The following is a 23,025-nucleotide window of genomic DNA, read 5'->3' as shown; positions in this document are numbered from 1 at the left end:
TCCAACTTCCAGTCACTTAGCCTCCCCAAAAAAGGGAGGCTAAGAGCAGGTTCTAGTGTTTGTACCTAAAGGTATTGCTGTCGTCAACAATCTCGATTTTGACAGGCACGGTGCCTTGTTTAACATTGCCGATTTTTGCAAATGCCTTGTGCGAAAGGTCGATCACTCGGCCATTGACGTAAGGGCCTCGGTCGTTAATTTTCACATCAACAGACTTGTTATTGTCTGTATTGGTCACTCTCACGATAGTCCCGAATGGCAAGGTTTTATGAGCAGCAGTATTCGCATTCATATTATACGTCTCACCACTTGCTGTGAGCCTTCCATGGAATTTATCGCCATACCAAGAAGCTTTACCAGCAAGAGCATGTGACTTGGCATATTCCTTTGTTTTGGAACTGCCGACAGCCGACGTTGAGGTACATCCGGCTAATATCATAAGAATAAGAGCGGTAAAGATAATATGTAATTTTTTCATATGATGTGGGTGCGCTAATCTCTGCATGTTTCTCTATTTTCGTTGTTGTTGGTGAGCAATATAATGCTGAGTATAGTCACTGCTCAGCCAAGGCTACCATTCGGTATGATGGCGCAATGTTTTCATGAACAACGCTTTATTCCGTCATATTCATGAAAGGTTTTATCGTCAAAACGTCAACTTTAACAACGCCTTAAAATTGTATATTTCTCAATCACCTCATGTAGATATAGCCACTTAGCCAAAAACACACAAACACACAAACACAAAAAAGGATTGGTATCTCTACCAATCCTTTTTCACTTGAATAATTAGAATGGCGCTCAATTTAGTCGGTGTCAAAATTGTCATCAAATACCATACGCTTAAGAAGAGGCCTCAATTCATCAATCAAAATATTGAGTTGAGTCTGATAATATTCATGAGCTTCTTTCCAATTACCACGGTCTTTTAAGTTGATCTTCATCTTGGGTAAGACGATTTTTCGCTCTGTATCTATCCAAACCGCCTTTCCCATTAATGACTCTTGAAAAAAACTCTTGGCTAATTGTATATCTTGATAAAGCTTCTCTCCTTGAGGGCTTTTAGCGAAACGGACAAATACACCAACCTCTCGATTATCAAGCTTATATACTGTAATCCAACTAACTGAAGTCGAAGGCGGTAACTGAAAGTAGAGATGACTTTGGGTTGACGTAGTAGGAAGAGGTTGAGTCTTATCATTTAGTTTGATGTTATCGAGAAATACACGCCAGAATGTTGCATTAAGTTCAGAACGATCTTTGGCTTTCTGCATTGATGGAGGGTCTTGAGCAGGGGCTTCCTCGATAAGTTCTACTACATGCTCACTCGAGTGATTTTCTATCGAGATAACATGCCTTTGAATTATATTCGTTTTATGTAAGACCTCCGGTTGCACAAGAAAATGCTTGTCATTCATATGAAACACACGCATTTCAACCATCGCAAATGCAAATTCCATTGATGCGTTTTGGTTTAAAAACTCCTTGATATCAAATGCTCCTTCTCGGATTCCATCACCGACAATTAGTAAAAGAAAACGCCCTCGTTTCAAATTACGTTGTACAGCATCAACGAAATTGGCTTCGGATATCTGAGGGTCGATTTCACAAGCGAAATCATAGAGGGAACGGCCGTTTGTGCTTTTTTTGATACTCTCATCGAGCATCATATAATCCATAGACACAAGATCTTTCGCATAATCCAGAATCTGCCCCATGACTTCTCGCCTTGATTCTGGATTTCGATATAACTTTACTTCAGTTATAACTAATCGTCCGGTACTAGTAACATGTAGACAGTCAATCCTACCGGAACGTGTAGATAACTCCATGCATACTGGGAAAGCACCTATGTAATCAGGTTCAACCTCATAAAGAGGTAGTAATCGCTCATTATTGAATATCAGTTCTTGGAGCCACCTTTCATTGTAATAGCTATTGTCCAGGATATTGACCCGCTGGAGAACAGATGTACTATTATCAGGAGCAACAACAATAGGGGAGTAGCCAGCATTCATATCTTTCCCTCAAATTTGATACCTAAACTAAGCTAAGTCGAATGTATGAAAATGTCTTAAATATTTAAATGGAGTCCTATTTATAATCATTTAGTACAAGTTGCATTTCATACTGTTTTAAAGCGACCCTATTACTCATTTTACAAGCAAGAGCTAATGACTCATCGACTTGACCACAAACAATCACTCCTTTACAGCTCCGGTCAGGAAATCTTTCTTCTAGTAACCCTAGATACATCGCGACTTGACCAAACACTTTAAAATCAGCTATTCCTGCTTTTAATTCTAGAGCTAAAAATGTCTTGTCTAATTGATGCTCTAAAAGAATATCTATTCTTTTTCCATTAATGGCAAACTCCACCCCTTCTAAAGTATCACCACCATATATTTGATATTCTGGGAAAAGAGAATCGATTTGAAGAATCATGGATGATTGTAAATCACGCTCATAAGATAAATTAAAATACTTATCGTCCGAAGTATCGCTACTCTCACAACCAGATGATGTCGAGCTATCCTCTTCCTCAATATCTTTAGGTAAAGATGAGTTTACTGCCCACTCCATTCTATATCTGTAATAAGTGGCCACAGCATTTCTAATCGTCCCATTTCCTTTCCCACCGAACTCGCTAAACTTCCCGTGCATGGAATAATCTTCTTTAATGTTCCATAAAAGCTCAGTATCTAGAATTCTATATAAATCAATATTCTGCTGAGTATGTGTCGAATAATGATTTGATACTTTCTCGATAGCCTGAGCATATTGGTAAGAAGTATTTGGCTTTTTACGCTCTTGCTTAACCATCCATCGCTCAAATTCTCTTCTCATTAGACACTACCCCCTTAACCCAATGACGTTAAGGAAGTTTAGTTCGATATTGATATTTTAGTTAGTTGCCATTGCTCTTCTACTTTCTAAGCCATTTCCTTCATCTAGAAACAAAAACTCTTAACCAGTTGAAAGAGTCAAAAAATAACTTCCCAGCCATACAATAAAAAACAACCATTTGAACGAACCCAGCCCTCAGAATACTTCTCCCTAATATTAGCCAAACACAAAAAAGAATTGGTATCTCTACCAATCCTCATTTAGAGATGTTTCGTTTTTCTGCCTATGGTAGATAGATAACGCTATTACTCATAATCAGTCACGTACGCTTCTTCGCAGCTGTATAAGTTACGCTTTACTGGTTTGTACCGAACTTGCCACAGGCTGGGCTTTGTTTTCTGGAACCAGAGACATCAGCCCAGTAATCACCAGAGCAGCAACACCCGACATCGTGACTGGCGAGCCAAATATGCTTTGCACTAGCTTGGGTGCTTCTTTTAATAAATCCGGTACTAGCATGACCCCAAGGCCTAAACCTAATGAAATGGCAATCGTCATGATTCTGCGGCGATCCAGCTTCTCACTAGCAATAATCTTGATGCCCGCTGCAGCAACTGTGCCGAACATGACTAATGTCGCCCCGCCAAATACTGGCTTTGGAATCGTCATTAATACCGCGCCTAAGATAGGAAATAGCCCTAATAGAAAAAGAATGGCCGCGATGAAGTAGCCAATGTAGCGACTCGCAATCCCCGTAAAGTGAATCACGCCATTGTTCTGGCTGAAAGTCGTGTTTGGAAAAGTGTTGAATACTGCGGCGATAAGCGAGTTCACACCGTCACCTAGCACGCCCGCCTTGAGTCGATTGATGTATTTTGGCCCCTTGACTGGTTGGCCTGAAAACATACTGTTAGCGGTAAGGTCACCGGTTGTTTCAATAACGGTAATCAAGTAGATAAAAGCAATCGGCAGGAATGCTTGCCAATCAAAAGCGAAACCATATTTAAACGGAACAGGAATACTCAATAGCGGCTGCGATGCAAAAGAAACCATTGGCGCTTTGCCCATCAGAATAGCAACGCCCCACCCGACAACCAGACCGACTAAAATCGACGACAGCCTTACCATGGTGTTGTTGCTAAGGTTAAGTGCCACTATGGTTCCGAGCACAATCGCACCCAGCATCAGGTTGCTTCCTGATCCAAAATCTTCTGCACCAACACCACCAGCGATATCAGTGACGCCAACTTTAATCAAAGAGACACCAATCGTCGTGATAACGATGCCGGTAACAACAGGCGTGATAACGACTTTGAGTCTTTCGATAAAGCGCGATAGGACGATTTCAACAAATGCACCAAAGAAGCAGACACCGAAAATGGTAGCGAGCATTTCATCCGGCCCGCCTCCATTCGCTTTCACCAGAAAACCCGCGCCTAGTACGGAACCTAAGAACGCAAAGCTGGTTCCTTGGACACAGATCATCCCTGCGCCGACTGGCCCTATTTTTCTAGCTTGGATAAAGGTACCGACCCCAGACACCATCAATGCCATGCTGATCAAATAAGGGATGTGTTCACCTAATCCTAAGACACCGCCAATAATGAGCGTGGGTGTGATAATGCCAACAAAGCTGGCTAATACATGCTGCAGCGCTGCGTAGCTGGCTGCTTTGACTGATGGTCGATCGTCTAATCCGTAGATCAATTCACTGTTCTGTTCCATGTGACTTCCTTTATGTATTTTTTATTGTATACAATTTACATAAAGGCAATAGAGCAACATATATGCCAACGGTTTAACATTATATTTATCAATCAGTTAAGCTTTCGATCAAGCCAATGCTGCACTATAGAGCGACACTGTCGGCTTGTTTTAGTGCAGCGGAGAACACACAAAGCACTCACTTGCTCTAGTTTACTCGTTACCTCTAACCAAATACCGCAGACACAAAAAAAGGACTGGTATCTCTACCAATCCTCTTTAGGGGGTGTTTCGGTTTTTCTACCTATAGAAGGCAGTAACGCTATTACTCGTAATCAGTCGCGTATGTATCTTCGTATGTGTGCGAGTAGAATTCGAATAGGTTCCCAAACGGGTCTTCTAGGTAAACCATTTGTGCTTGTTTTAGTTCGTCTTCTGGGTGGTAACGCATGATGTCCATACGAACCTTACCGCCATACTCTTCAACACGCTTGATTGCTGAATGGAACTGCTCTTTTGGAAGCTGTAGACAGAAGTGGAAGATGCCTAGGCGAGAGAAATCAACTTCGTGACGCTCTTGACGATCTTTCATTTCGAACAGCTCAACACCGATGCCATCTGAAGTTACTAGGTGTGCAATGTTGAAGCCTTTGAAGCCTTCACCAAATACTGCGATACACATACGGCCGATTGCTGATTCGCGCTCTTCCATTACTTTGGTGTTGTTCATTACGATTCTTAGACCTAAAGCTTTCGTGTAAAACTCAACCGCTTTGTCCATATCGCCAACCATTAGGCCTACGTGATTCATTTTCATAACTTGCTCCAAATTCGTTTTTAATTCTGTGTGTTTCGAAGACTAGCTTCGGTATTTCGTTTCGATGAAGAGAGTATAGGGAGATGGCTTGATTAAATGAAATTATCATAAATTATATTAATGATAATTTTTTGTTATTTACTGATTTACAGAGATCTCAGCTCCCTTAAAGAAGCCACACCTGCCCTTGCCTACATATAGATAAATAGATACATAGAGGCTTGCGTGAATAGAGATAAGCCTAAATAGAGAACAACCTAAAGAGCATAGCTACCCAAATAGAGCGCTGCCCACTTTGATCGCTTTTGTTGATAAGCTTTGTTGATAAGTTTTGTCGATAACTTCTGTTGATAGCTTTTATCGATAGCCTTCTTCTATCAAAGATAGGATTTGCCTATTGAATCTATAGAAATGTCCGATTTCACTAATTTCCGGTGCGAATGCAATATATCTCCATCGACGCGGGATAGCGTTAAACACTACAAATTAGAAAGAGAGTCGCATCATGATCAACACAGAAATCAAACCATTCAACGCAACAGCATTCAAAAACGGCGAATTCGTAGAAATCACTGAGCAAGACGTTAAAGGCAAGTGGGCTGTATTCTTCTTCTACCCAGCAGATTTCACGTTCGTATGTCCAACTGAGCTAGTTGACCTACAAGACAAATACGCAGAGCTTCAATCTCGCGGTGTAGAAGTTTACTCAGTATCAACTGACACGCACTTCTCTCACAAAGCATGGCACGATACTTCTGACAAAATCGGCACTATCGAATACTTCATGGTAGGCGACCAAACAGGCAACATCACAAATAACTTCAACGTTATGCGTGAAGGTCAGGGCCTTGCAGACCGTGCAACGTTCCTAATCGACCCAGAAGGCGTTATCCAAGCAATGGAAATTACTGCTGAAGGTATCGGCCGTGACGCTGAAGACCTACTGCGCAAGGTTAAAGCAGCACAATACGTAGCCGCTCACCCAGGTGAAGTTTGCCCAGCTAAATGGAAAGAAGGCGAAGAGACTCTAGCGCCATCTCTAGACCTAGTAGGCAAGATTTAATCAAAGCCTAGTTCAAACAAGAACTGCTAAGAAAGAACAAGTAAAACAGAACAGTTAAACGGTTCTACAGGCGCGCTTCGGCCCCCCTCCTAAAGGGCAGTTGCGCGCCACCCTTTCAAGCCATCAACATCACAATATTTGCCGACTTGCGCCCCCTTTTTATTTTTCCTTTTTCAGCAAGAAGGTATTGGTCAATACCAAGACACAGAATTTAAGAGCAGGCACGATTATGTTAGATCAAGCAATGAAGCAGCAGCTAAAAGCATACCTAGAAAACCTAAAAACCAATGTTCAGTTAGTGCTGAGCCTTGATAACAGCGATACCGCAAACAAACTTCAAGATCTGGCGAATGATATCGCCTCTCTCACTGATAAAATTGAAGTAGTTCGAGATGACAGCGCAAGCACTCGCCGCCCTATCATGCAGGTCGTGAACCAAGAGAAAGGCACTGCGATCGGTTTCGCAGGTCTACCAATGGGTCACGAGTTCACCTCACTGGTACTGGCACTGCTTCACAGTGGTGGTCACCCAATCAAGCTTGAAGCTGACGTAATCGAGCAAATTAAAGAATTAGACCAAGAGCTTAATGTAGAGATTTTCATCTCGTTATCGTGCCAAAACTGTCCAGAAGTGGTTCAGGCATTCAACATGATGTCAGCGATTAATCCGCTAATTAAGACAACCATGATTGATGGCGCTGCGTTCCAAGAAGAAGTGAAGTCTCGCGACATCATGGCGGTACCGAGCGTATTCATTAACGGTGAGCTATTTGGTCAGGGACGTATGTCATTGGCTGAAATCCTCAACAAAGTTGATTCAGGCGCTGCAGAAAAGAAAGCAGCCAACCTAAACGAACAAGCACCGTTTGATGTATTGGTTGTCGGTGGTGGCCCTGCGGGTTCTTCAGCAGCTATCTACGCAGCACGTAAAGGCATTCGCACCGGTGTGGTTGCTGACCGATTCGGTGGTCAAGTGATGGATACCATGGCGATTGAGAACTTTATCTCAGTAAAAGCAACAACGGGCCCTAAGCTAGTGGCTAGCCTAGAAGAGCACGTAAAAGAGTACGGCGTTGAGGTAATAACTGAGCAGCGCGCGGCTAACATCATCGCGGCTGAAGATACAAAAGACGGCTACATCCACGTTGAACTTGAAAGCGGCGCAACACTGCGAGCTCGCACCGTCATCACAAGTACGGGTGCACGCTGGCGTGAAATGAACGTTCCGGGTGAGCAAGAGTACCGCAACAAAGGCGTTGCTTATTGCCCACACTGTGACGGTCCACTGTTCAAGGGTAAGAAAACAGCGGTTATTGGTGGCGGTAACTCAGGCATCGAGGCAGCGATTGATTTGGCGGGTATCGTTGAACACGTAACCGTACTTGAATTCGCAGACACACTGCGTGCCGACCAAGTGCTTATCGACAAAGCAAACGCAACGCCAAACATCGAAATCATCAAGATGGCGCAAACAACGCAAGTGATTGGCGATGGCAACCGAGTAACGGCTTTGGAATACAAAGACCGCAACACCGATGAACTTAAACAGATCGAACTAGCGGGTATCTTTGTTCAAATCGGCCTGATGCCAAATAGCGAATGGTTGAAGGGTTCAAAAGTTGAGCTGTCACCACGTGGTGAGATTGAAATTAACGCTCATGGTGCAACATCAATGAAAGGTGTATTTGCAGCGGGTGATGTAACGACAGTACCTTACAAACAGATCATCATTGCGATGGGTGAAGGTGCAAAAGCAAGTTTAGGCGCATTTGACCATCTAATCCGTAACTCAGCTCCGGTTAAAGAGGCTGAAACGGCTTAACCTTTATATTTAAAAGCTTTTAGGCTTAAAAGCTTTTAACTCAAGATTCCTTAAATATTTGTTAGCTTAATACTTTATTGTTAACGACTTAGTCGATTTTTAGACACCACTCCTATGGATTTAGGAGTGGTTTTTTTATTTGTAGCGACGCTTTATGCAGGTTGATAAAGCATAAAGGCAACCACCATAGCTAAGCTTCCGCCCAAGCAACGGTTCACAAACATCATCTGCTTCGGTGATTGCAGTAGCTTTTTAAGCATGGTGCCGCAATACGCCCACACCAACATGCACGGTACGCCCGTGATCACCATACCAGCAATAATGGTCACCACTTGAATCAGGTAGTCTGCGTTTGGAGTGATGAACTGTGAAAACACGGTTAACGAAGCAATCCAACCTTTAGGGTTCAACACCTGCACCAATACGCCAGACATAAAGCCCGAGCGATTGTCGACGGTGCTTTCTTCGATTTGCATATTCGCAATCGACCACGCCATGAACAGCAAGTAAGCCGCGCCCGCGTATTTCAAAATGTTGTATAGCTCTGGATAAAGGGTGAATAGGCTCACCAAACCGACGCTAGAACCCGCCAGTACGATGATGATGCCAAAAGCGTTTCCAGATATAAAAGGTAAAGTCGCGGCAAATCCATAACGACTTGATATCCCAAGTAATGCGATATTTCCTGCCCCAGGTGTAATTGCAATAGATATTGAAAACAGCAAGAACGCCAGCATTAACTGAGAGCTCATTTCCTCTCACTCCTAATAAGTAAAGTATTTATACGGAGAGAGTTTACAGATTCGACTAGGAATTAAATTGCTATATAGGCTAATATTAATGCAAATTTGAGCACGACTTATCTAAAATAGCCATGAAACAGAAAGAATCCACTAAAGAAGTGTTAGATGACACAGATATCGCCATCTTAGGACACATCCAACAAGACGGTCGCATGAGCAACAGTAAGCTCGCTGAAAAGGTTAACCTCAGTGAAACCCCATGCTGGCGCCGCTGGAAACGTATGGAAGAGACTGGCTATATCGATGGTTACGCCGCAAAGCTAAACCGCAAGAAGTTAGGTTTGCACGTAGCAGGTTTTACCTTAGTGACTCTAGGCAACCACGAGGTTGAAAACACCGAACCGTTTGAAGAATTTGTTGAAGTAACCGATTGGATTCCGATGTGTCATTGCATTGCAGGTGGTGCTGACTACATGGTGCAAGTGTTGGCTAAAGATTTGGAAGAGTACTTTGAGCGTATTAGCTCGATCAGGCGAGTCAAAGGCGTGAGCGCGCTTCAATCCAACATATCGGTTAAAGAATTGAAAAACAGCTATCTGCTGCCTCTTGAAGACTAGTTCGCTTCTCCTGACCGAACATTTCTTTAAACAAAACAAAAGCCCAGCTCCTTAGATTTCTAAAACTTAGGGATTGGGCTTTGTTATTTTGAAACGGATGTTATTTATTTACGCTTTCTATTCACAAGGGTGAGCTAAGTGAATCAGTGCCAAACCACCTAGAGACGTTTCACGATACTTCTTATTCATGTCTTTACCCGTCTGATACATAGTGGCAATCACTTTATCTAATGAGATCAGGCTCTTGCTGTTACGTTTGAGCGCCATTCGTGAAGCATTAATCGCCTTCATGGAACCCATCGCATTTCGTTCAATACATGGCACTTGTACCAAGCCACCAATCGGGTCACATGTCATACCGAGTGAATGCTCCATCGCAATCTCTGCTGCAATACAAATCTGCTCATTGCTGCCACCACGTAATGCCGTTAAACCTGCTGCCGCCATAGAAGATGACACACCCACTTCACCTTGGCACCCTACTTCCGCGCCAGAAATGGAAGCATTGGTTTTGTACAAAATACCAATCGCGCCTGATACCGCTAAGAAATCTTTCAGTTGCTTGGTATCGAGTTCTTTAATGAAGCGATGGTAATACATCAATACCGCAGGAATCACACCCGCAGCACCATTGGTGGGTGATGTCACCACTTGACCGCCAGCTGCATTTTCTTCGCTAACCGCAAAAGCAAACAAGTTAATCCAGTCCATGATTTCCATTGGATCGTTTTCAACCGCCGCATTAGCTTCAAGCTTCTTCAACAAGTTTGGCGCTCGACGTGTGACGTTCAAACCGCCATCAAGAATACCTTCGGTTTCAAATCCGCGTTCCATGCAACGAGTCATTACTCGCCAAATTTGATCGGCTTTTTCTGAGATAACATCATCGCCTTGGAAAGCCGCTTCATTTTTCAGAATCATGCCACCCAAGCTCATGCCGCTGTCTTCTGCTTTTCGCAGCATTTCATCGGCATTTTTGAATGGGAAAGGGACTTCTACGGCTTGGGTTTGAGTGCCGTTTTGCAGCTCATCCGCGGTTGCAATAAAGCCACCACCAATGGAGTAATAGGTTTCATCAACAATCACATTACCGCTTTGATCGAACGCGGTAATCATCATGCCGTTCTCATGCAAAGGCAGATTATCTTCGTGGAATAGCATGTCGGTTTGATAATTGAAGCCAATGGTGTGATGGCCACTCAGCTGCATTTCACCACTGTCGATAGCAAGGCGCATCGCTTCATTAGCGCTGGTGATCTTAATCGTGTCTGGCTTATTGCCGAGCAAACCCAAGATGGTTGCTCTGTCGGTATGGTGCCCTATTCCGGTTAACGATAACGAACCATAAAGATCGACCTGAACACGAACCACTTCCGTGATTTTATCCGCGACCAATTGAGTGAAATGGAAACCCGCAATCATTGGGCCGTTAGTGTGTGAGCTCGATGGCCCCACACCAATTTTGTAGATATCAAAGATCGATAACATAGATATACCAGTAAAGAGTCGGTCAATTAAGAAAGAGCGGCATAGAGCCAATCAGGGATAACAGTACAAGCAGCGATTGTCACAACAGCGAACACCAACAAGCCGTAATGACTCGCAGTAGGCTTGGCGAACAAGTGCTTCTGCTTGGCTATAAATTCATTTTGTTGCTCTGTCACTTCTCCCCAGAAACGACTCACAACAACTCCTAACACGAGGAAAACTACGGTGCCAATCAAGGCAAACCAAGGCCAAGAGATACCAATGTATTTAGCAATAAACACCACAGCCACGCTGCCAACACTGCCTGCAATCACCCCTTTCTCATTTGCCTTTTTAAAGAACAAACCAAGGATGAAAGAGCCAAGGCGAATACCAACAAAAATGGAGGTCAGGCTGGCAATCGTCTTAAGCACAGATTCGTTAGACACCGCCAACAAAGCAGGTACAACAACCGAAGCCGCAGCAACTAAACTCATTTTTCTGGCGACCGATTCATAATGTGCGTCAGAGGCTTTCTTACGGAAAAAGCGCTTATAGAAATCGAACGTTGCCACAGTCGCCATTGAGTTATAAGTGGAATCCAGTGTCGACATCGCTGCTGCAGACAGCGCGGATATCACCAAACCAACAATGATGGGGTTGGTATGGTTAAACACGAAATCGAGAATCACTTCATTGCTGTTTTCAAAGCTTTGGTCTTGATAAAAGACACTCAGTAGAACGCCCATTACCGAGAAAAACAGGTAGATAAAGAACGCGCCGTAACCACAAAGCAGCATGGATTTTTGTGCTGTCTTAACGTTTTTGGTCGCCAGCGTTCTTTGAATAATCAATTGGTTAGTGCCGTACACACTTAGATGTAAGAAACTCACGGCCACCACACCCGCCCACAAAGTGGTATCAACACCCAAGTCGAAATCGAGGTTGATGATATTCAGGTGTTCAGGAGACAACACTTCGCCCGCATCAATCTTCATTAGCAATAAGGCAAAGATAGCAATACTGCCGATGATCAACACCGCTGACTGCAACATGTCTGTCCATATGACGGTCGAGATCCCCCCTGCATAGGTATACAAAGCGGTAAACAAGCTAATGTAGATGATTGCCTCGGAGATGCTCACCGGCAACACTTGCACCAAGATCAGTGCAACCGCATACAAAATCACCCCTGCCGAAATACACTGAACCACAATAAACACGATAGAGTTGATCGTGCGAGCAACAACGCCGAAGCGGTGCTCTAGGTATTCATAAATCGAGGTAAGGCCGAGTTTGTAAAACACCGGGACAAAGAAAACCACAGCGAAAAAAATCACTATTGGGTAATTCAAATGGACGCTCATTGCTTCCATGCCTGAGCTATAAACCCAGCCCGGCATGCCCACGAACGTCATCGCACTGATGTAGGTTGCAAGAATCGACACACCTGCCGTAAACCAACCAAACTGTTTTCCACCAGTCGAAAAGTCGCCACCAACGCTATAACGCTTATTCACTAAGTAGCTGATAAATAAAGTAGTTAGCACATAAAGAGCAATAACCACAAAACTTGAGTACGTAACCATTTTTAGATTCCGTTTATTGTATTTCGCAAATCATTCGCCGCCAATAGTACTTAAAATTGGATATATTCCCTCAAAAACCCACAGTAAGTGTGAGTATTGTCACTAATATAGATGAATAAACGCTCAAAACGTCCTGATCAGCGCAAATTCACGATCTAATGAGATCCAGATCACCAAAATACACAAAATGGGTACGCACTCATTTTAAAATTGACCTTGATCACGGATCTAATAACCACAAAAATTCTATTATCTCTCTCGAAACGAAGACGGTGTAGTGAACATCAATAACCACTGCACAATAATCAAAACTAAAAACACCCTATAAAAAATAAAGGTTTATCGGTCATGACTACTAAAAAACACATGAGCGAAGTTCCTATGATTCAAAGGGTAGCTGCTTATCTAGCAATTCTAGTTGGCTACTTTTTCTATTGTTATAACTTTGTAATTATTGACTACGTACGCCCCTACATCGTTGATGCGTACGATGGTATTAACTTAGCGGATACCGCTCAGTTCTATACATGGCAGTCGGTTGGCGCACTGATTGGTGCCCTAAGCTGTGCATGGGTGGCATCAAACTTTGGTAAGAAATCGACTCTTATTGTCATCACCGCACTGAATGGTGGCGCAACCATCATCAACATGATGTTTACTGACTACGCGATGTGGGCAGCAATGCGTTTCATCATCGGTATTTCTTTAGGTGGCTACTTCACAGTAGCAGTAAGCCTGATGATTGGCCTATTTACACCAAGCGTTCGCGGTAAGTTAACGGCATTCGCTTCTTCTATGTTCTCGGTTGCTCTAATGGCAATGGGTGCGTATGCAGCATTCATTTCTAGCATCGACGCTCCTTGGCAAAGCCTAATGTGGGTAGGTGGTATTCCTCCTCTGGTTGCTGCTGCATTGATGATCTTCATCCTGCCTAGCGACAAGAAAGTGATCGCCTACGGTGAAGAAGAGCAAGCCGCTGCTGAAGCGTCAAACGCACCAGCGAAGAAAGGTTCTTGGGGTGAAATGTTAAGCGCGCCTTACCGCAAGCTAACGATTACCTGTTTGTTACTGGCTGGCCTTAACTTCTACGGCTACCAATTCTTCTCTGGCTTCGTGACAACGTACCTAAAAGACGTTCGTCAATTCGACGGTGCAACGATCGGAATCATCTTCTCTATCTCTGCATTCGGTTCTCTATTCGGTGCTTGGGTATGGGGTGCAATCGCCGATAAATACGGCCGTAAAGTGAACGCGTTTGGTTTCATCCTTGCGGGTGTCATGGCTTCAGTATTCTTCGTCGCACCAAGCGACGTGATGATCGGCAGCCTAAACATGCTGGCTATCCTAGGTCTTATCTACAACTTCGGTCTGTCTGCTTCTGCAGTATGGGGTGGTTACTTCTCTGAATTGTTCCCAGCTCACCTACGTAGCTTCGGTGCAGCTCTGTTCCACGGTGGTCGTATTATCGGCATGTGGGCTCCAATGGTATTGGTATTCATCCAAGAGCGCAGCGACCTTGCGACAGCAATGTGGGGTTCACCAATCGTATGGATTCTGGCCGGTCTACTGTGGCTATCTCTGCCAGAAACATTGAAAGGCGGCATTTTCGACAAGAGCAAAAAAGCGGAAGCAGCAAAAGCTTAATCCCCTTTAGTTGAAACCTCTAAAAGTTGAAAACCTCTAAAGATACGAAATAAACATCAATCCGGCTGAGCAGTCAGCCGGTAACCAAATCCAAATCGAGTCCTGTTCCGAATGTTGGCTCGACAACACAAAAGAGAATTTACTATGTCTAAATATCAAGAAGCTAAACGCATTGTTCGTGACTACTTTGACGCAATGGAAAACGCTACTCACGAAAACGTTGCTGAAGTTTTAAAAGCACACACTTCTGAAGATTACTTGTGGCGTGGTGTTTACCCATTCCGTGAGCAAGAAGGCGCTCAAGCTGCGGCAGACGTATTCTGGGCTCCAATGATGAAGTCAATGACACGCATGCAGCGTCGTCAAGACATCTTCATCGGCGGTAACAACGAAGTTAACCCAGATGAAATTTGGGTAATGAGCATGGGTCACTTCATGGGTCTGTTCGACGCTGAATACCTAGGCATGCGCCCTACTGGCAAGATCATGAACGTTCGCTACGCAGAGTTTAACTGTGTGGTTGATGGCAAAATCACTAAGACTGGCCTGTTCCTAGACCTACTAGGCATGATGGATCAAGCGGGTTGCTACCCACTTCCACCATCAACTGGTAAGCACTTCGTTTACCCTGGTCCACGTAACCACGATGGTCTGTTGTTTGAAGATGCGGCTCCGGAAGAAGGCGTTGCAACGCTTGCTCTAGTGAACAAGATGGTTGATGACCTTTCTGCACTTAACGACAGCGGCGCGATGGGTTGCCCACCAGAAGTACTCGCGAAGAGCTGGTCAAAAGACATGATTTGGTACGGCCCATGTGGTATCGGCGCGTCTTACACGATTCCTCGTTACCAGCAACAGCACCAACTTCCTTTCCGTAATAACCTGAAAGACAAGAAGTTCAACGGCCACGTTTGTCGTTTCGCTGAAGGTAACTTCTCTTGTTTCTTCGGTTGGCCAAACCTATCAAACACACCAACGGGCGGTTTCCTAGGTATGACTGGCGGCGAAGTTCGCGCAAACATGCAAGTGGTTGACGTGTACTACCGTGACGGCGACAAACTGTCTGAGAACTGGGTTCTTATCGACCTTCCTTACTGGCTACAACAGCAAGGTCTGGACGTGTTCGAACGTACTTCATCTATCATGAATCCAACGCTGTAACCATGTCCTATTGTCTACCTAGTCCTTACCTACGCTAGGCAGGCATGACTGCCGAGGGCTCCTTCTCGCCCTCGGCAACTTGCTCCACCCAAGATAACCAACTTGTGCCTCACGGATGGGCACACCCTGCCAAACCATTACCTATATAACGGGCTTGAAAGCACGGCGGCTTTCTACGGCTCGAATAAAGAGAATAACAATGAAAAAGTCGATTCTTTCAGCAGTGATCCTGACAGCACTTACTTCGGGTTCTGCTTTTGCTGCACATACTTTTACCAATGACGCGGGCGATAGCCTTACTCTAGATGGCCGTTTTGACGTTCGTTACCAAGACAAAGGCGGCGATCACAATGGCGAATGGAACAGCGGTAGTTCTCGTTTCGGCCTTAAAGGCCAAATGGGCTTAGACAACGACTGGACTGGCTTTGGCCATGCCGAATGGGGTTACAACTCAGGAGCTAACGGCGACAATATTTACGACCGACTTCTATACGCTGGCGTAGAGCACGACAAATACGGCAAGATTGCTGCGGGTACTAAGCAGTGGTCTACCTTCTACGATGTGGCTTGGTTCACCGATATGGGGCGTGTATTTGGTTCACGTGGTTCAGGCTACTACAACCTGTCTGACTGGGGTATTGCTTCAGGTACAGGTCGAGCTGAGAACTCAATCACTTACCGTAACAACATCAGCGACAACTGGAAATACGGCTTCACTTACCAGACAACTCGTGAAGATGTTGGCCTTGCAGATGGTTTAACAGCAACCCTGAAAAACGGTATGGGCGCGTCAACGCTATACACAGTTATGGATGGCCTAACGATTGGTTTGGCTTACCATCAGAACGAATTTGATGATGTCGATGCCGGTGTGAAAAACATCAAAGATGGCGACACACAGCGCATCGGTTTATTAGGTGTGAACTACACCAATAATGGCCTATTTGTCGGTTTCACCTACAGCCAAGGCTCAAACTGGGAAACCACCAGCCAAGCGGAATTCTACGACCACCGTGGTGCTGAATTCTTCACGTACTACCACTTTGAAAACGGCCTGCGTCCAACCTTTAACGTTAACTACTTAACGGACACAGACGACAACGCTAATGGCTACGAGCGTCAGCTAATCATCCCTGGCCTTGAGTACCACTTTAAGAAGAACAAGTTCTTGGTGTGGACGGAATACCAGTTCGATAATGGTAACGACAAGTCAGTGGGTAACCGTTACGAAAACAGCGACGACCAATTCGCTGCGGGTATTCGTTACTACTTCTAATAGCTTACCGCTTGTGGCTTATGACTTAAGTAGCCAGCGGCTTTGCGGTATGTTACTCATTTAATGAGTCAATTCGTAATCTAAAGCTCTGCTGTTACGCAGAGCTTTTTTATAAGTGCACGTTTTATTCAACACAAGCAATGGGTTATACCCAACATTTAATTCAGAATGATCAATATTCCTTATTTTTCATATCATTCCTTATTATTGCTTTATGAGTACGTACCTAAATATGGTACTCTGTGGACTGTTAATTTGGCTCACAAGCATGGTCTATGAACTCACCAAAACACTCCTCGGCGTCAAAACCAACCGTTACTTCAAAAGATGTCGCTAAACTGGCTGGCGTTTCTCAATCTACCGTTTCTCGTGTATTTGTTCCGGGCAGTTCGGTGTCTGAAAAGACCAAGCAGAAAGTATTCGAAGCCGCAAAAGCACTCAACTATCGCCCGAATGCCTTTGCTCGAAGCCTAACCACCAACGAATCTAAGTTGATTGGTTTGGTCTTCCCTGATGCTGATTACCCAATTCACATGAAAACCCTACAACTCATCTCTACTGAGTTACAAAAACAGGGCTATTCTGCGGTGCTTATTCCGTGGCAGGTTGATGGTAATGACAACCACTCGATTCCTAACATCTTTCAATATCGTGTTGATGGCGTGATTGCAGCCTCTGCAACGTTCAACAAGTCGCTTTATGAAGAGTGTGAAGAGTTCGATATCCCTATCGTTCAGTATGCTCGTGTGGTTGAAGGTACCAAAAGTAGCCATGTAGTGAGTGATAACTACGCAGCAGGCCAAGTCGCTGCTCAGCATTTACATAGCGTAGGAACCAAGTCCGCTATTTATCTAACGGGTAACGTACCTACTTACACCAACGGCGAACGTGAAGCGGGCTTTTGCTCAGAATTCGAAGACCTGACGGGCAAGCAAGCCCGAGTGATTGAAGCTGACTATGACTACCTTGATGCACTCGATACCATTCGAACTCTGTTTTCAGAACCCACACATCCTCAAGCGATTTTCTGCGCGACAGATAACCTAGCGATGGCAGTAATGGATGTGGCACGCTTAGAGTTCAACTTGCGCATTCCAGAAGATCTACAAGTGATCGGCTTTGATGATATTCCTCAAACTCAGTGGTTGAACTACCAGCTCACCACCTTCAAGCAAGATTTCAGACGCCTTGCCCGTGAGTCTGTGAAAATTGTCGTTAGCCAGATTCAAGAGCAAGACACTAGCTTGGTTAAGCTGATGGTGCCAGTGAAGTTCATCGAACGAAAAACGACGCTAAAATAGAAACAACGTTAATACGCATTCAAATAAAAATCCCGCTCAGTGTGAGCGGGATTTTTTTATGATATTTAACTAATTACCAACACCACCGGTTTTCTCTGCCGGAGACTCTGGAGTTACTGGAGGCCACTCTTCGAAGGTCGCTAAGTGTTGCTGAATCGCAGCTTGAGCTGGGCCAAATGCCCACATTTTCTGACCCATCCACTTCAAGTACATACCTGATTCTTCAGCGGCTCGCTCGTAAGGATCGCGACGCAGATTGAACAGTAACGGTGCGTTGAGTTCTTCTTTCGGACCACTCCAACCGTGGTTCTGTACTACGAAGTGCGCTTTCCAATCACCCACTCGAACCGCTTGCAACTTGTCTCGCTCGTAGTAGTAAATCTCTTTACGATTCGAGTCGCCTTTTTCCGTCAACATATCGACTTGGTTATAACCATCAAGGTGTGCTTTAAAACCATCGTGACCTTTCAGCATTTTCTCTTTCAGATCTGTTGGGCCACCCGCCGCTGCAATCAGTGTTGGTAACCAATCCATGCCGTCAAAGATGCCATTGCCGACACTGCCCGCTGGGATTTTACCCGGCCAACTAACCAGTGCAGGAGCACGAACGCCCCCTTCCCATGTTGTACCTTTTTCGCCATGGAATGGTGTCATACCACCATCTGGCCATGTCATTATTTCAGGGCCATTATCGGCCGTGAAAATGATGATGGTGTTATCTGCAATGCCGAGCTCTTCCATTTTGGCAAGCATCTCGCCAACGTGATCATCAAGGTCTTTCATCACCACTTCTTGCAGTCCCCACCCGTTCTGACCAAGCATGGCTTCATACTCTTCAGAAAGGTGCGTCCATACGTGACCGCGTGATGGGCAATACCAAGTAAAGAATGGCTTCTCGGCTTCAACCGCTCTTTCGATGAAGTTGATCGTGTGTTTGTTAACTTCATCATCCAATGTACGCATACGATCAATCGACAGTGCACCATCATCTTCAATGGTTTGTCCGCCTTTTCCATCCGCTCTGGAATAAATCACGTTACGAGGCGCAAAGGCATCTAACGATCCATCTTTTGGCCAATCTGGATCTTCGGTGTATTCCATCGCATTCAAGTGATACAACCAACCCCAATACTCATCAAAGCCATGCATTGTCGGTAAGAATTCATCTCGGTCGCCTAGGTGGTTTTTACCAAACTGCCCCGTCATGTAACCCATGCTCTTAAGCATCTCTGGAAGTGTTGGAGTATCGGCACTTAAACCCACAGGGCCACCCGGTAACCCAACCGAGTGCATGCCTGTTCGCACAGGTAATTGCCCCGTTAAGAAAGCAGAACGCCCCGCGGTACACGATGGTTGGGCGTAGTAATCGGTAAGTAGCATGCCCTTCTCAGCAATGCTGTCGATGTTCGGTGTTTCACTGCTCATCACGCCGTTGTGATACGCACTTAGGTTTGAAATACCCACATCATCGGTGAAGATAACAAAGATATTTGGCTGCTCTTGAGCTGACCATGCGGATAGCGAAAAGCTACTCAACACACTCAAGATGACAAGATGGAAAATCCTTTTCATAAAATGTCCTTATACCGTTTCAGATTGCTCTTTATGAATCATTTTTAAACCGACTAAACCAAAGCCCAGCTCCAAGATCAGATAGACGAAAAGTAGCCAATGCGGCATGCCATCCAATACCAAGCTGATGACTCGGCCCGCAGCTAAACCCAACATGAAGACCACCAAGCTGTACAACGCAGGCAGTCGATATTTTTTGATCAATGCGCCACCGATCCAAAACAGAGCCAACGCCAAATAAAGCCCCATCACTGCGCGAAATATGTGTGTCACGTTAATCGGACTCGCATCGATCCCGAAAAGGTAATTCATAGAAATAGCCGGTGCAAAGCCGTAAGACAATGCAATGGGTGTTAAGCCCAGAACCGCGACTAACAAGAAAATACTTTGTGGCTTCATATCCTTACTCTCAAAATTTGGCTCTTTAGAAAAAACATAGTCTACAATCAGAGATATACAAGTTGCATATGTGGAAAATGGATAGCTAATACATACATTTATAATGCGTGTTCTTTAAACCGGATAGGGATATCAATATGGCTAAATGGCGCTACTTAATCGCATCAATGTTGGTTGCCAGTTCAACCGTTAACGCTCAAGAAGCAGGCTCAGAAACGAATACAAAAAAATGGCAACACAGCATTGAGATTTATGCTCAAGCTCTGAATATTCGTGGTGACACCACCATTGGAAGCCTCTCTAGCGATGTCGATGTTGACCCAGCATTCATCATGGATAATTTAGATATGGGCGCGATGCTCCGCCTTGAAGGGATTTATGACAATCAATGGGGTTACTACCTTGATTACAGCTTCATGGAGCTCAGTGCTAAGTCCAATTCGGTTATCGGTAATGCTGGTATTCTCAATGGCAAACTTGAGATTAGGCAAGGTGTGTTAGAAGCAAAAGGTTTCAAGCGTTACCAATACGATATTGGCAATATTGACTATATGATCGGGATACGTTGGTGGGATAACGATATTGATTCGAAACTCTATACAAGTAACGGCACACCCCTCAATTCAAGGTCTTTGGATGAAGATTGGGTAGATTATCTTGTCGGTATTCGATGGACCAAAGGACTCAATAAAAATTGGACAGTACATACCAGTTTAGACATGGGGCTTGGCAGTGACACCAACTTCACCAGTTCATTGTTAACTGGCGCTCGTTACCAGATTAACGATTGGTCAGATTTAAACCTCGCCTACAAATCCACTTGGGTTGATTACGAAAACAAAGGCACTTTTGAATACGATACGGCCACACAAGGTTTCTTAGTCGGCTGGGCTGCTCACTTCTAGGGCTATGTATTTCTAAATCGATTCACTATTGAGAATAAAAAAGGTAAGCCACTTCCAACTAGAGATATATGGAGGCTTACCTTTAACGACTTGCAGAGCGTTCAGTTTACAGTGCTATTTATCTACGGTGTTCGGAACGACACACTCTTTCTTCATGATCGTTAGGCCAGCTTCGAGAGTCTGTGCCCACGCTTGCTCTACGCTCTCATCATAATGAGGATCGTATTGTTTGACCGTATTAAGCAATGAATTAAACCACTCGTTGAGCTCTTGTTCAGAGATATCCATGCCGAGATCTTTATGCTGTTTGCCGAGTCTTTTTACGGAGCTCCGCACGCTTGGCAAACCAGAAGAGTTATAAATCAAAATGATCGAGGCTTTGAGCATCTTAGTTTGTTGCTCTAAGCCTATGTTTTCAAAACGCTCTGAAAACCTAGGGTTATGCTCACAGAAGTCAGCCAAGAATGTTTCCAGGAATTCTTGGTCGATCCTGCAACGTTCGAAACTCTCATAAAACAGTTCGTTTGGTTTCATCTGGCAAGTCCTTTGCAATATTTGCGAGTCTTCAGGAAAACTGACAAGTTCAGAGCCGTGACTCACCAACTCTGAACAATCAACACAACCTAATTATACGCCACTATGGCATAAGTTAAACTGTGGCATCAGGCAAACTACGGCATAAAGTGAGTTGCACAGATCTTGTTTCCGTCAGGATCGCGCAAATAAGCCATGTAAAGGCGACGTTCGTCAGAACCTCTCGCTCCGGGACCGTTTTCAATGCTTGTACCACCATTTTCTACGCCAACACGATGCCATTCGTCCACTAGCTCAGGAGAAGATGCTAGGAAGCCGATCGTCATACCATTGCCGTGCGTTGCAGGCTGACCATCAATCGGTTTGGTTAAACCTAATACGCCCGTTTGGCTCACGTAAATGCAACGACCTTTAGGGTCAACAGAACCTTCGCTGTAACCGAGCACCTTCATGATTGGGTCATAGAAAGACTTCGCGCGTTCAATATCTTCGGTTCCAAGAAAAACATGGCTGAACATAACTAACCTCTTCTTTTATTGAAAGAACCACCTAAACTAGACCTATAATTCGTGTTTGTCTAGGCACGCTATTCGGTCATAATTGCAGCCTAACCCAATCGTCGATTCAGGATCGCACATCGATGAAGCTTTACTAGAAACGATTCGTGAGAACTTAGACTTCATGCCTGCGTTTGCTCATCGACTCGCTTAGTGTGGCATTTTATTAGCAGCTAATGAGATCGATGACAGTTGAGCTCATTCAAGATATTTAATCCAAAATTTTTAATAAGAGGTCATGATGAAATTGATACTCAACGCCGATGATTTCGGCCTCACTGAAAGCGTGAACCATGGCATCGTCGACTGCTTTAAAGCGGGCATAGTCAAATCGACCACCATCATGATGAACCAACCGGGAACACAACACGCCATCGAACTTTATCATCAAGGCTTGGTTCCGGAACTAGGCTTGCACTTTACGGTAACAGCGGGCAAGCCGATCACCTCGCCAGAACGAGTGCCAAGTTTGGTGGATAACCAAGGTTACTTTTTAGATAAAGCGATCTTGTTCAACAAAATGGATGTCGTCGAAGAAGAAGTGATACTTGAACTCAACGCGCAATATCAGGCCGCCATTACGGCAGGCTTGACGATCAACCACATCGATAGCCATCACTTCGGGGGTGTGTTTAAGCCACTCAAGGCGGCATTTACTCGAACCGTCAATCAAATTGGCTTACCAGTAAGACGTATCGACAACATTTTGAGCGGGCAAGAGTCGCTTTCGGTAGCAACACCTGACGCTTTCGACATGCGATTTTTTGACGAGGGAGTTTCGCTAGCAGGCTTACAAGACTTGCTAATGAGCTACCAAACCGCAATGCCCAACGGCACCATCGAGTTGATGTGTCATCCAGCGCTTTCTGCGAGCAAAGAGCTAAAGTCACTGTCTAGCTACAGCGACAAACGAGTGGAAGAGCATCAACTTCTCACTAGCCCAGAACTCAAGCAGTGGCTTAACGACAACCAAATAGAATGTATTGGATTCAACGCTCTCAGATAGG

The 23,025-nt window shown here is 44.6% G+C and carries 21 protein-coding genes; 9 read left to right on the top strand and 12 right to left on the bottom strand.

Features of this window, described 5'->3' with window-relative positions; translation table 11 throughout:
* Positions 1 to 52: 52 nt before the first annotated feature.
* The 5 genes from QUF19_RS05230 to QUF19_RS05210 all read right to left on the bottom strand — a co-directional run bounded on the left by QUF19_RS05230 (position 53) and on the right by QUF19_RS05210 (position 5,368).
* Positions 53 to 505 (bottom strand): septal ring lytic transglycosylase RlpA family protein, encoded by a 453-nt coding sequence (locus QUF19_RS05230; RefSeq protein ID WP_286297015.1) that lies wholly within the window; start codon positions 503 to 505, stop codon positions 53 to 55.
* A 301-nt stretch (positions 506 to 806) separates the two neighbouring features.
* A complete protein-coding gene (locus QUF19_RS05225) occupies positions 807 to 2,018 on the bottom strand; it encodes a PDDEXK family nuclease (protein WP_286297014.1) in 1,212 nt (403 codons plus the stop codon).
* A 76-nt stretch (positions 2,019 to 2,094) separates the two neighbouring features.
* On the bottom strand, positions 2,095 to 2,847 hold the full coding sequence (locus QUF19_RS05220) for a PDDEXK family nuclease (protein ID WP_286297012.1): 753 nt from the start codon (positions 2,845 to 2,847) through the stop codon (positions 2,095 to 2,097).
* 348 nt (positions 2,848 to 3,195) lie between these two features.
* A complete protein-coding gene (locus QUF19_RS05215) occupies positions 3,196 to 4,572 on the bottom strand; it encodes a uracil-xanthine permease family protein (protein WP_286297011.1) in 1,377 nt (458 codons plus the stop codon).
* A gap of 304 nt (positions 4,573 to 4,876) precedes the next feature.
* Positions 4,877 to 5,368 carry a VOC family protein gene (locus QUF19_RS05210; RefSeq protein WP_054546732.1) on the bottom strand — a complete coding sequence of 164 codons (492 nt, stop codon included), beginning with the start codon at positions 5,366 to 5,368 and terminating at the stop codon, positions 4,877 to 4,879.
* Between the two features lie 505 nt (positions 5,369 to 5,873).
* Here QUF19_RS05210 and ahpC point away from each other — a divergent pair.
* Together ahpC and ahpF are read left to right on the top strand one after the other, a co-directional pair.
* Positions 5,874 to 6,431, top strand: coding sequence for an alkyl hydroperoxide reductase subunit C (gene ahpC / locus QUF19_RS05205; protein ID WP_017078889.1), 558 nt, complete (start codon positions 5,874 to 5,876; stop codon positions 6,429 to 6,431).
* Positions 6,432 to 6,660: 229 nt separating this feature from the next.
* Positions 6,661 to 8,253 carry an alkyl hydroperoxide reductase subunit F gene (gene ahpF / locus QUF19_RS05200; RefSeq protein WP_286297000.1) on the top strand — a complete coding sequence of 531 codons (1,593 nt, stop codon included), beginning with the start codon at positions 6,661 to 6,663 and terminating at the stop codon, positions 8,251 to 8,253.
* 152 nt (positions 8,254 to 8,405) lie between these two features.
* On the opposite strand, the gene QUF19_RS05195 is transcribed toward ahpF, so the two are convergent.
* Positions 8,406 to 9,005, bottom strand: a complete 600-nt coding sequence (locus QUF19_RS05195) for a LysE family translocator (protein ID WP_017092547.1) — start codon at positions 9,003 to 9,005, stop codon at positions 8,406 to 8,408.
* 122 nt (positions 9,006 to 9,127) lie between these two features.
* Here QUF19_RS05195 and QUF19_RS05190 point away from each other — a divergent pair, with 122 nt between their 5' ends.
* A complete protein-coding gene (locus QUF19_RS05190) occupies positions 9,128 to 9,613 on the top strand; it encodes an Lrp/AsnC family transcriptional regulator (protein WP_016787969.1) in 486 nt (161 codons plus the stop codon).
* 117 nt (positions 9,614 to 9,730) lie between these two features.
* Here QUF19_RS05190 and QUF19_RS05185 read toward each other — a convergent pair whose 3' ends face one another.
* Together QUF19_RS05185 and QUF19_RS05180 are read right to left on the bottom strand one after the other, a co-directional pair.
* Positions 9,731 to 11,101 carry an L-serine ammonia-lyase gene (locus tag QUF19_RS05185; protein WP_286296997.1) on the bottom strand — a complete coding sequence of 457 codons (1,371 nt, stop codon included), beginning with the start codon at positions 11,099 to 11,101 and terminating at the stop codon, positions 9,731 to 9,733.
* A 26-nt stretch (positions 11,102 to 11,127) separates the two neighbouring features.
* Complete coding sequence (locus tag QUF19_RS05180) at positions 11,128 to 12,669, bottom strand: sodium:solute symporter family transporter (protein WP_286296995.1); 1,542 nt, start codon at positions 12,667 to 12,669, stop codon at positions 11,128 to 11,130.
* Positions 12,670 to 13,017: 348 nt separating this feature from the next.
* On the opposite strand from QUF19_RS05180, the gene QUF19_RS05175 reads away from it, so the two are divergent.
* The 4 genes from QUF19_RS05175 (at position 13,018) to QUF19_RS05160 (ending at position 18,051) form a co-directional block, all read left to right on the top strand.
* Positions 13,018 to 14,313 (top strand): MFS transporter, encoded by a 1,296-nt coding sequence (locus QUF19_RS05175; protein ID WP_016787966.1) that lies wholly within the window; start codon positions 13,018 to 13,020, stop codon positions 14,311 to 14,313.
* A 144-nt stretch (positions 14,314 to 14,457) separates the two neighbouring features.
* A complete protein-coding gene (locus tag QUF19_RS05170; RefSeq protein WP_102456875.1) occupies positions 14,458 to 15,474 on the top strand; it encodes a nuclear transport factor 2 family protein in 1,017 nt (338 codons plus the stop codon).
* A gap of 199 nt (positions 15,475 to 15,673) precedes the next feature.
* The gene (locus tag QUF19_RS05165; RefSeq protein WP_286296981.1) at positions 15,674 to 16,750 is read left to right on the top strand and encodes a porin; all 1,077 of its coding nucleotides are present in this window, start codon (positions 15,674 to 15,676) and stop codon (positions 16,748 to 16,750) included.
* Positions 16,751 to 17,025: 275 nt separating this feature from the next.
* Positions 17,026 to 18,051, top strand: coding sequence for a LacI family DNA-binding transcriptional regulator (locus QUF19_RS05160; protein WP_286296979.1), 1,026 nt, complete (start codon positions 17,026 to 17,028; stop codon positions 18,049 to 18,051).
* A gap of 69 nt (positions 18,052 to 18,120) precedes the next feature.
* On the opposite strand, the gene QUF19_RS05155 is transcribed toward QUF19_RS05160, so the two are convergent.
* Both QUF19_RS05155 and QUF19_RS05150 read right to left on the bottom strand, forming a co-directional pair.
* The gene (locus QUF19_RS05155; protein ID WP_286296977.1) at positions 18,121 to 19,623 is read right to left on the bottom strand and encodes an arylsulfatase; all 1,503 of its coding nucleotides are present in this window, start codon (positions 19,621 to 19,623) and stop codon (positions 18,121 to 18,123) included.
* Positions 19,624 to 19,632: 9 nt separating this feature from the next.
* Positions 19,633 to 20,022, bottom strand: a complete 390-nt coding sequence (locus QUF19_RS05150; RefSeq protein ID WP_286296976.1) for a DUF4345 domain-containing protein — start codon at positions 20,020 to 20,022, stop codon at positions 19,633 to 19,635.
* Positions 20,023 to 20,159: 137 nt separating this feature from the next.
* Between QUF19_RS05150 and QUF19_RS05145 the strand changes: the two genes are divergently transcribed.
* On the top strand, positions 20,160 to 20,927 hold the full coding sequence (locus QUF19_RS05145) for a hypothetical protein (RefSeq protein ID WP_286296972.1): 768 nt from the start codon (positions 20,160 to 20,162) through the stop codon (positions 20,925 to 20,927).
* Positions 20,928 to 21,041: 114 nt separating this feature from the next.
* Here QUF19_RS05145 and QUF19_RS05140 read toward each other — a convergent pair whose 3' ends face one another.
* A complete protein-coding gene (locus tag QUF19_RS05140; protein WP_286296970.1) occupies positions 21,042 to 21,461 on the bottom strand; it encodes a globin in 420 nt (139 codons plus the stop codon).
* Positions 21,462 to 21,598: 137 nt separating this feature from the next.
* Positions 21,599 to 21,979 carry a VOC family protein gene (locus QUF19_RS05135; RefSeq protein WP_239847104.1) on the bottom strand — a complete coding sequence of 127 codons (381 nt, stop codon included), beginning with the start codon at positions 21,977 to 21,979 and terminating at the stop codon, positions 21,599 to 21,601.
* A gap of 280 nt (positions 21,980 to 22,259) precedes the next feature.
* On the opposite strand from QUF19_RS05135, the gene QUF19_RS05130 reads away from it, so the two are divergent.
* A complete protein-coding gene (locus tag QUF19_RS05130; protein WP_286298822.1) occupies positions 22,260 to 23,024 on the top strand; it encodes a carbohydrate deacetylase in 765 nt (254 codons plus the stop codon).
* Position 23,025 lies beyond the last annotated feature (1 nt).

Source organism: Vibrio sp. FE10, assembly GCF_030297155.1.
Lineage (GTDB): Bacteria > Pseudomonadota > Gammaproteobacteria > Enterobacterales > Vibrionaceae > Vibrio > Vibrio apostichopi.
The sequence above is the reverse complement of the archived record's forward strand: the minus strand, read 5'-3'. Positions and strand labels throughout refer to the sequence as shown.

Bases quoted from the DNA above. Each gene is read 5' to 3' on its own strand.
- QUF19_RS05130 (WP_286298822.1), top strand. From the start codon at position 22,260: ATGAAATTGATACTCAACGCCGATGATTTCGGCCTCACTGAAAGCGTG.
- QUF19_RS05160 (WP_286296979.1), top strand. From the start codon at position 17,026: ATGAACTCACCAAAACACTCCTCGGCGTCAAAACCAACCGTTACTTCA.
- QUF19_RS05230 (WP_286297015.1), bottom strand. From the start codon at position 505: ATGCAGAGATTAGCGCACCCACATCATATGAAAAAATTACATATTATC.
- QUF19_RS05190 (WP_016787969.1), top strand. From the start codon at position 9,128: ATGAAACAGAAAGAATCCACTAAAGAAGTGTTAGATGACACAGATATC.
- QUF19_RS05180 (WP_286296995.1), bottom strand. From the start codon at position 12,669: ATGGTTACGTACTCAAGTTTTGTGGTTATTGCTCTTTATGTGCTAACT.
- QUF19_RS05170 (WP_102456875.1), top strand. From the start codon at position 14,458: ATGTCTAAATATCAAGAAGCTAAACGCATTGTTCGTGACTACTTTGAC.
- QUF19_RS05215 (WP_286297011.1), bottom strand. From the start codon at position 4,572: ATGGAACAGAACAGTGAATTGATCTACGGATTAGACGATCGACCATCA.
- ahpC (WP_017078889.1), top strand. From the start codon at position 5,874: ATGATCAACACAGAAATCAAACCATTCAACGCAACAGCATTCAAAAAC.
- QUF19_RS05135 (WP_239847104.1), bottom strand. From the start codon at position 21,979: ATGTTCAGCCATGTTTTTCTTGGAACCGAAGATATTGAACGCGCGAAG.
- QUF19_RS05195 (WP_017092547.1), bottom strand. From the start codon at position 9,005: ATGAGCTCTCAGTTAATGCTGGCGTTCTTGCTGTTTTCAATATCTATT.
- QUF19_RS05155 (WP_286296977.1), bottom strand. From the start codon at position 19,623: ATGAAAAGGATTTTCCATCTTGTCATCTTGAGTGTGTTGAGTAGCTTT.
- QUF19_RS05165 (WP_286296981.1), top strand. From the start codon at position 15,674: ATGAAAAAGTCGATTCTTTCAGCAGTGATCCTGACAGCACTTACTTCG.
- QUF19_RS05225 (WP_286297014.1), bottom strand. From the start codon at position 2,018: ATGAATGCTGGCTACTCCCCTATTGTTGTTGCTCCTGATAATAGTACA.
- QUF19_RS05210 (WP_054546732.1), bottom strand. From the start codon at position 5,368: ATGAAAATGAATCACGTAGGCCTAATGGTTGGCGATATGGACAAAGCG.
- QUF19_RS05145 (WP_286296972.1), top strand. From the start codon at position 20,160: ATGGCTAAATGGCGCTACTTAATCGCATCAATGTTGGTTGCCAGTTCA.
- QUF19_RS05150 (WP_286296976.1), bottom strand. From the start codon at position 20,022: ATGAAGCCACAAAGTATTTTCTTGTTAGTCGCGGTTCTGGGCTTAACA.
- ahpF (WP_286297000.1), top strand. From the start codon at position 6,661: ATGTTAGATCAAGCAATGAAGCAGCAGCTAAAAGCATACCTAGAAAAC.
- QUF19_RS05185 (WP_286296997.1), bottom strand. From the start codon at position 11,101: ATGTTATCGATCTTTGATATCTACAAAATTGGTGTGGGGCCATCGAGC.
- QUF19_RS05220 (WP_286297012.1), bottom strand. From the start codon at position 2,847: ATGAGAAGAGAATTTGAGCGATGGATGGTTAAGCAAGAGCGTAAAAAG.
- QUF19_RS05175 (WP_016787966.1), top strand. From the start codon at position 13,018: ATGACTACTAAAAAACACATGAGCGAAGTTCCTATGATTCAAAGGGTA.
- QUF19_RS05140 (WP_286296970.1), bottom strand. From the start codon at position 21,461: ATGAAACCAAACGAACTGTTTTATGAGAGTTTCGAACGTTGCAGGATC.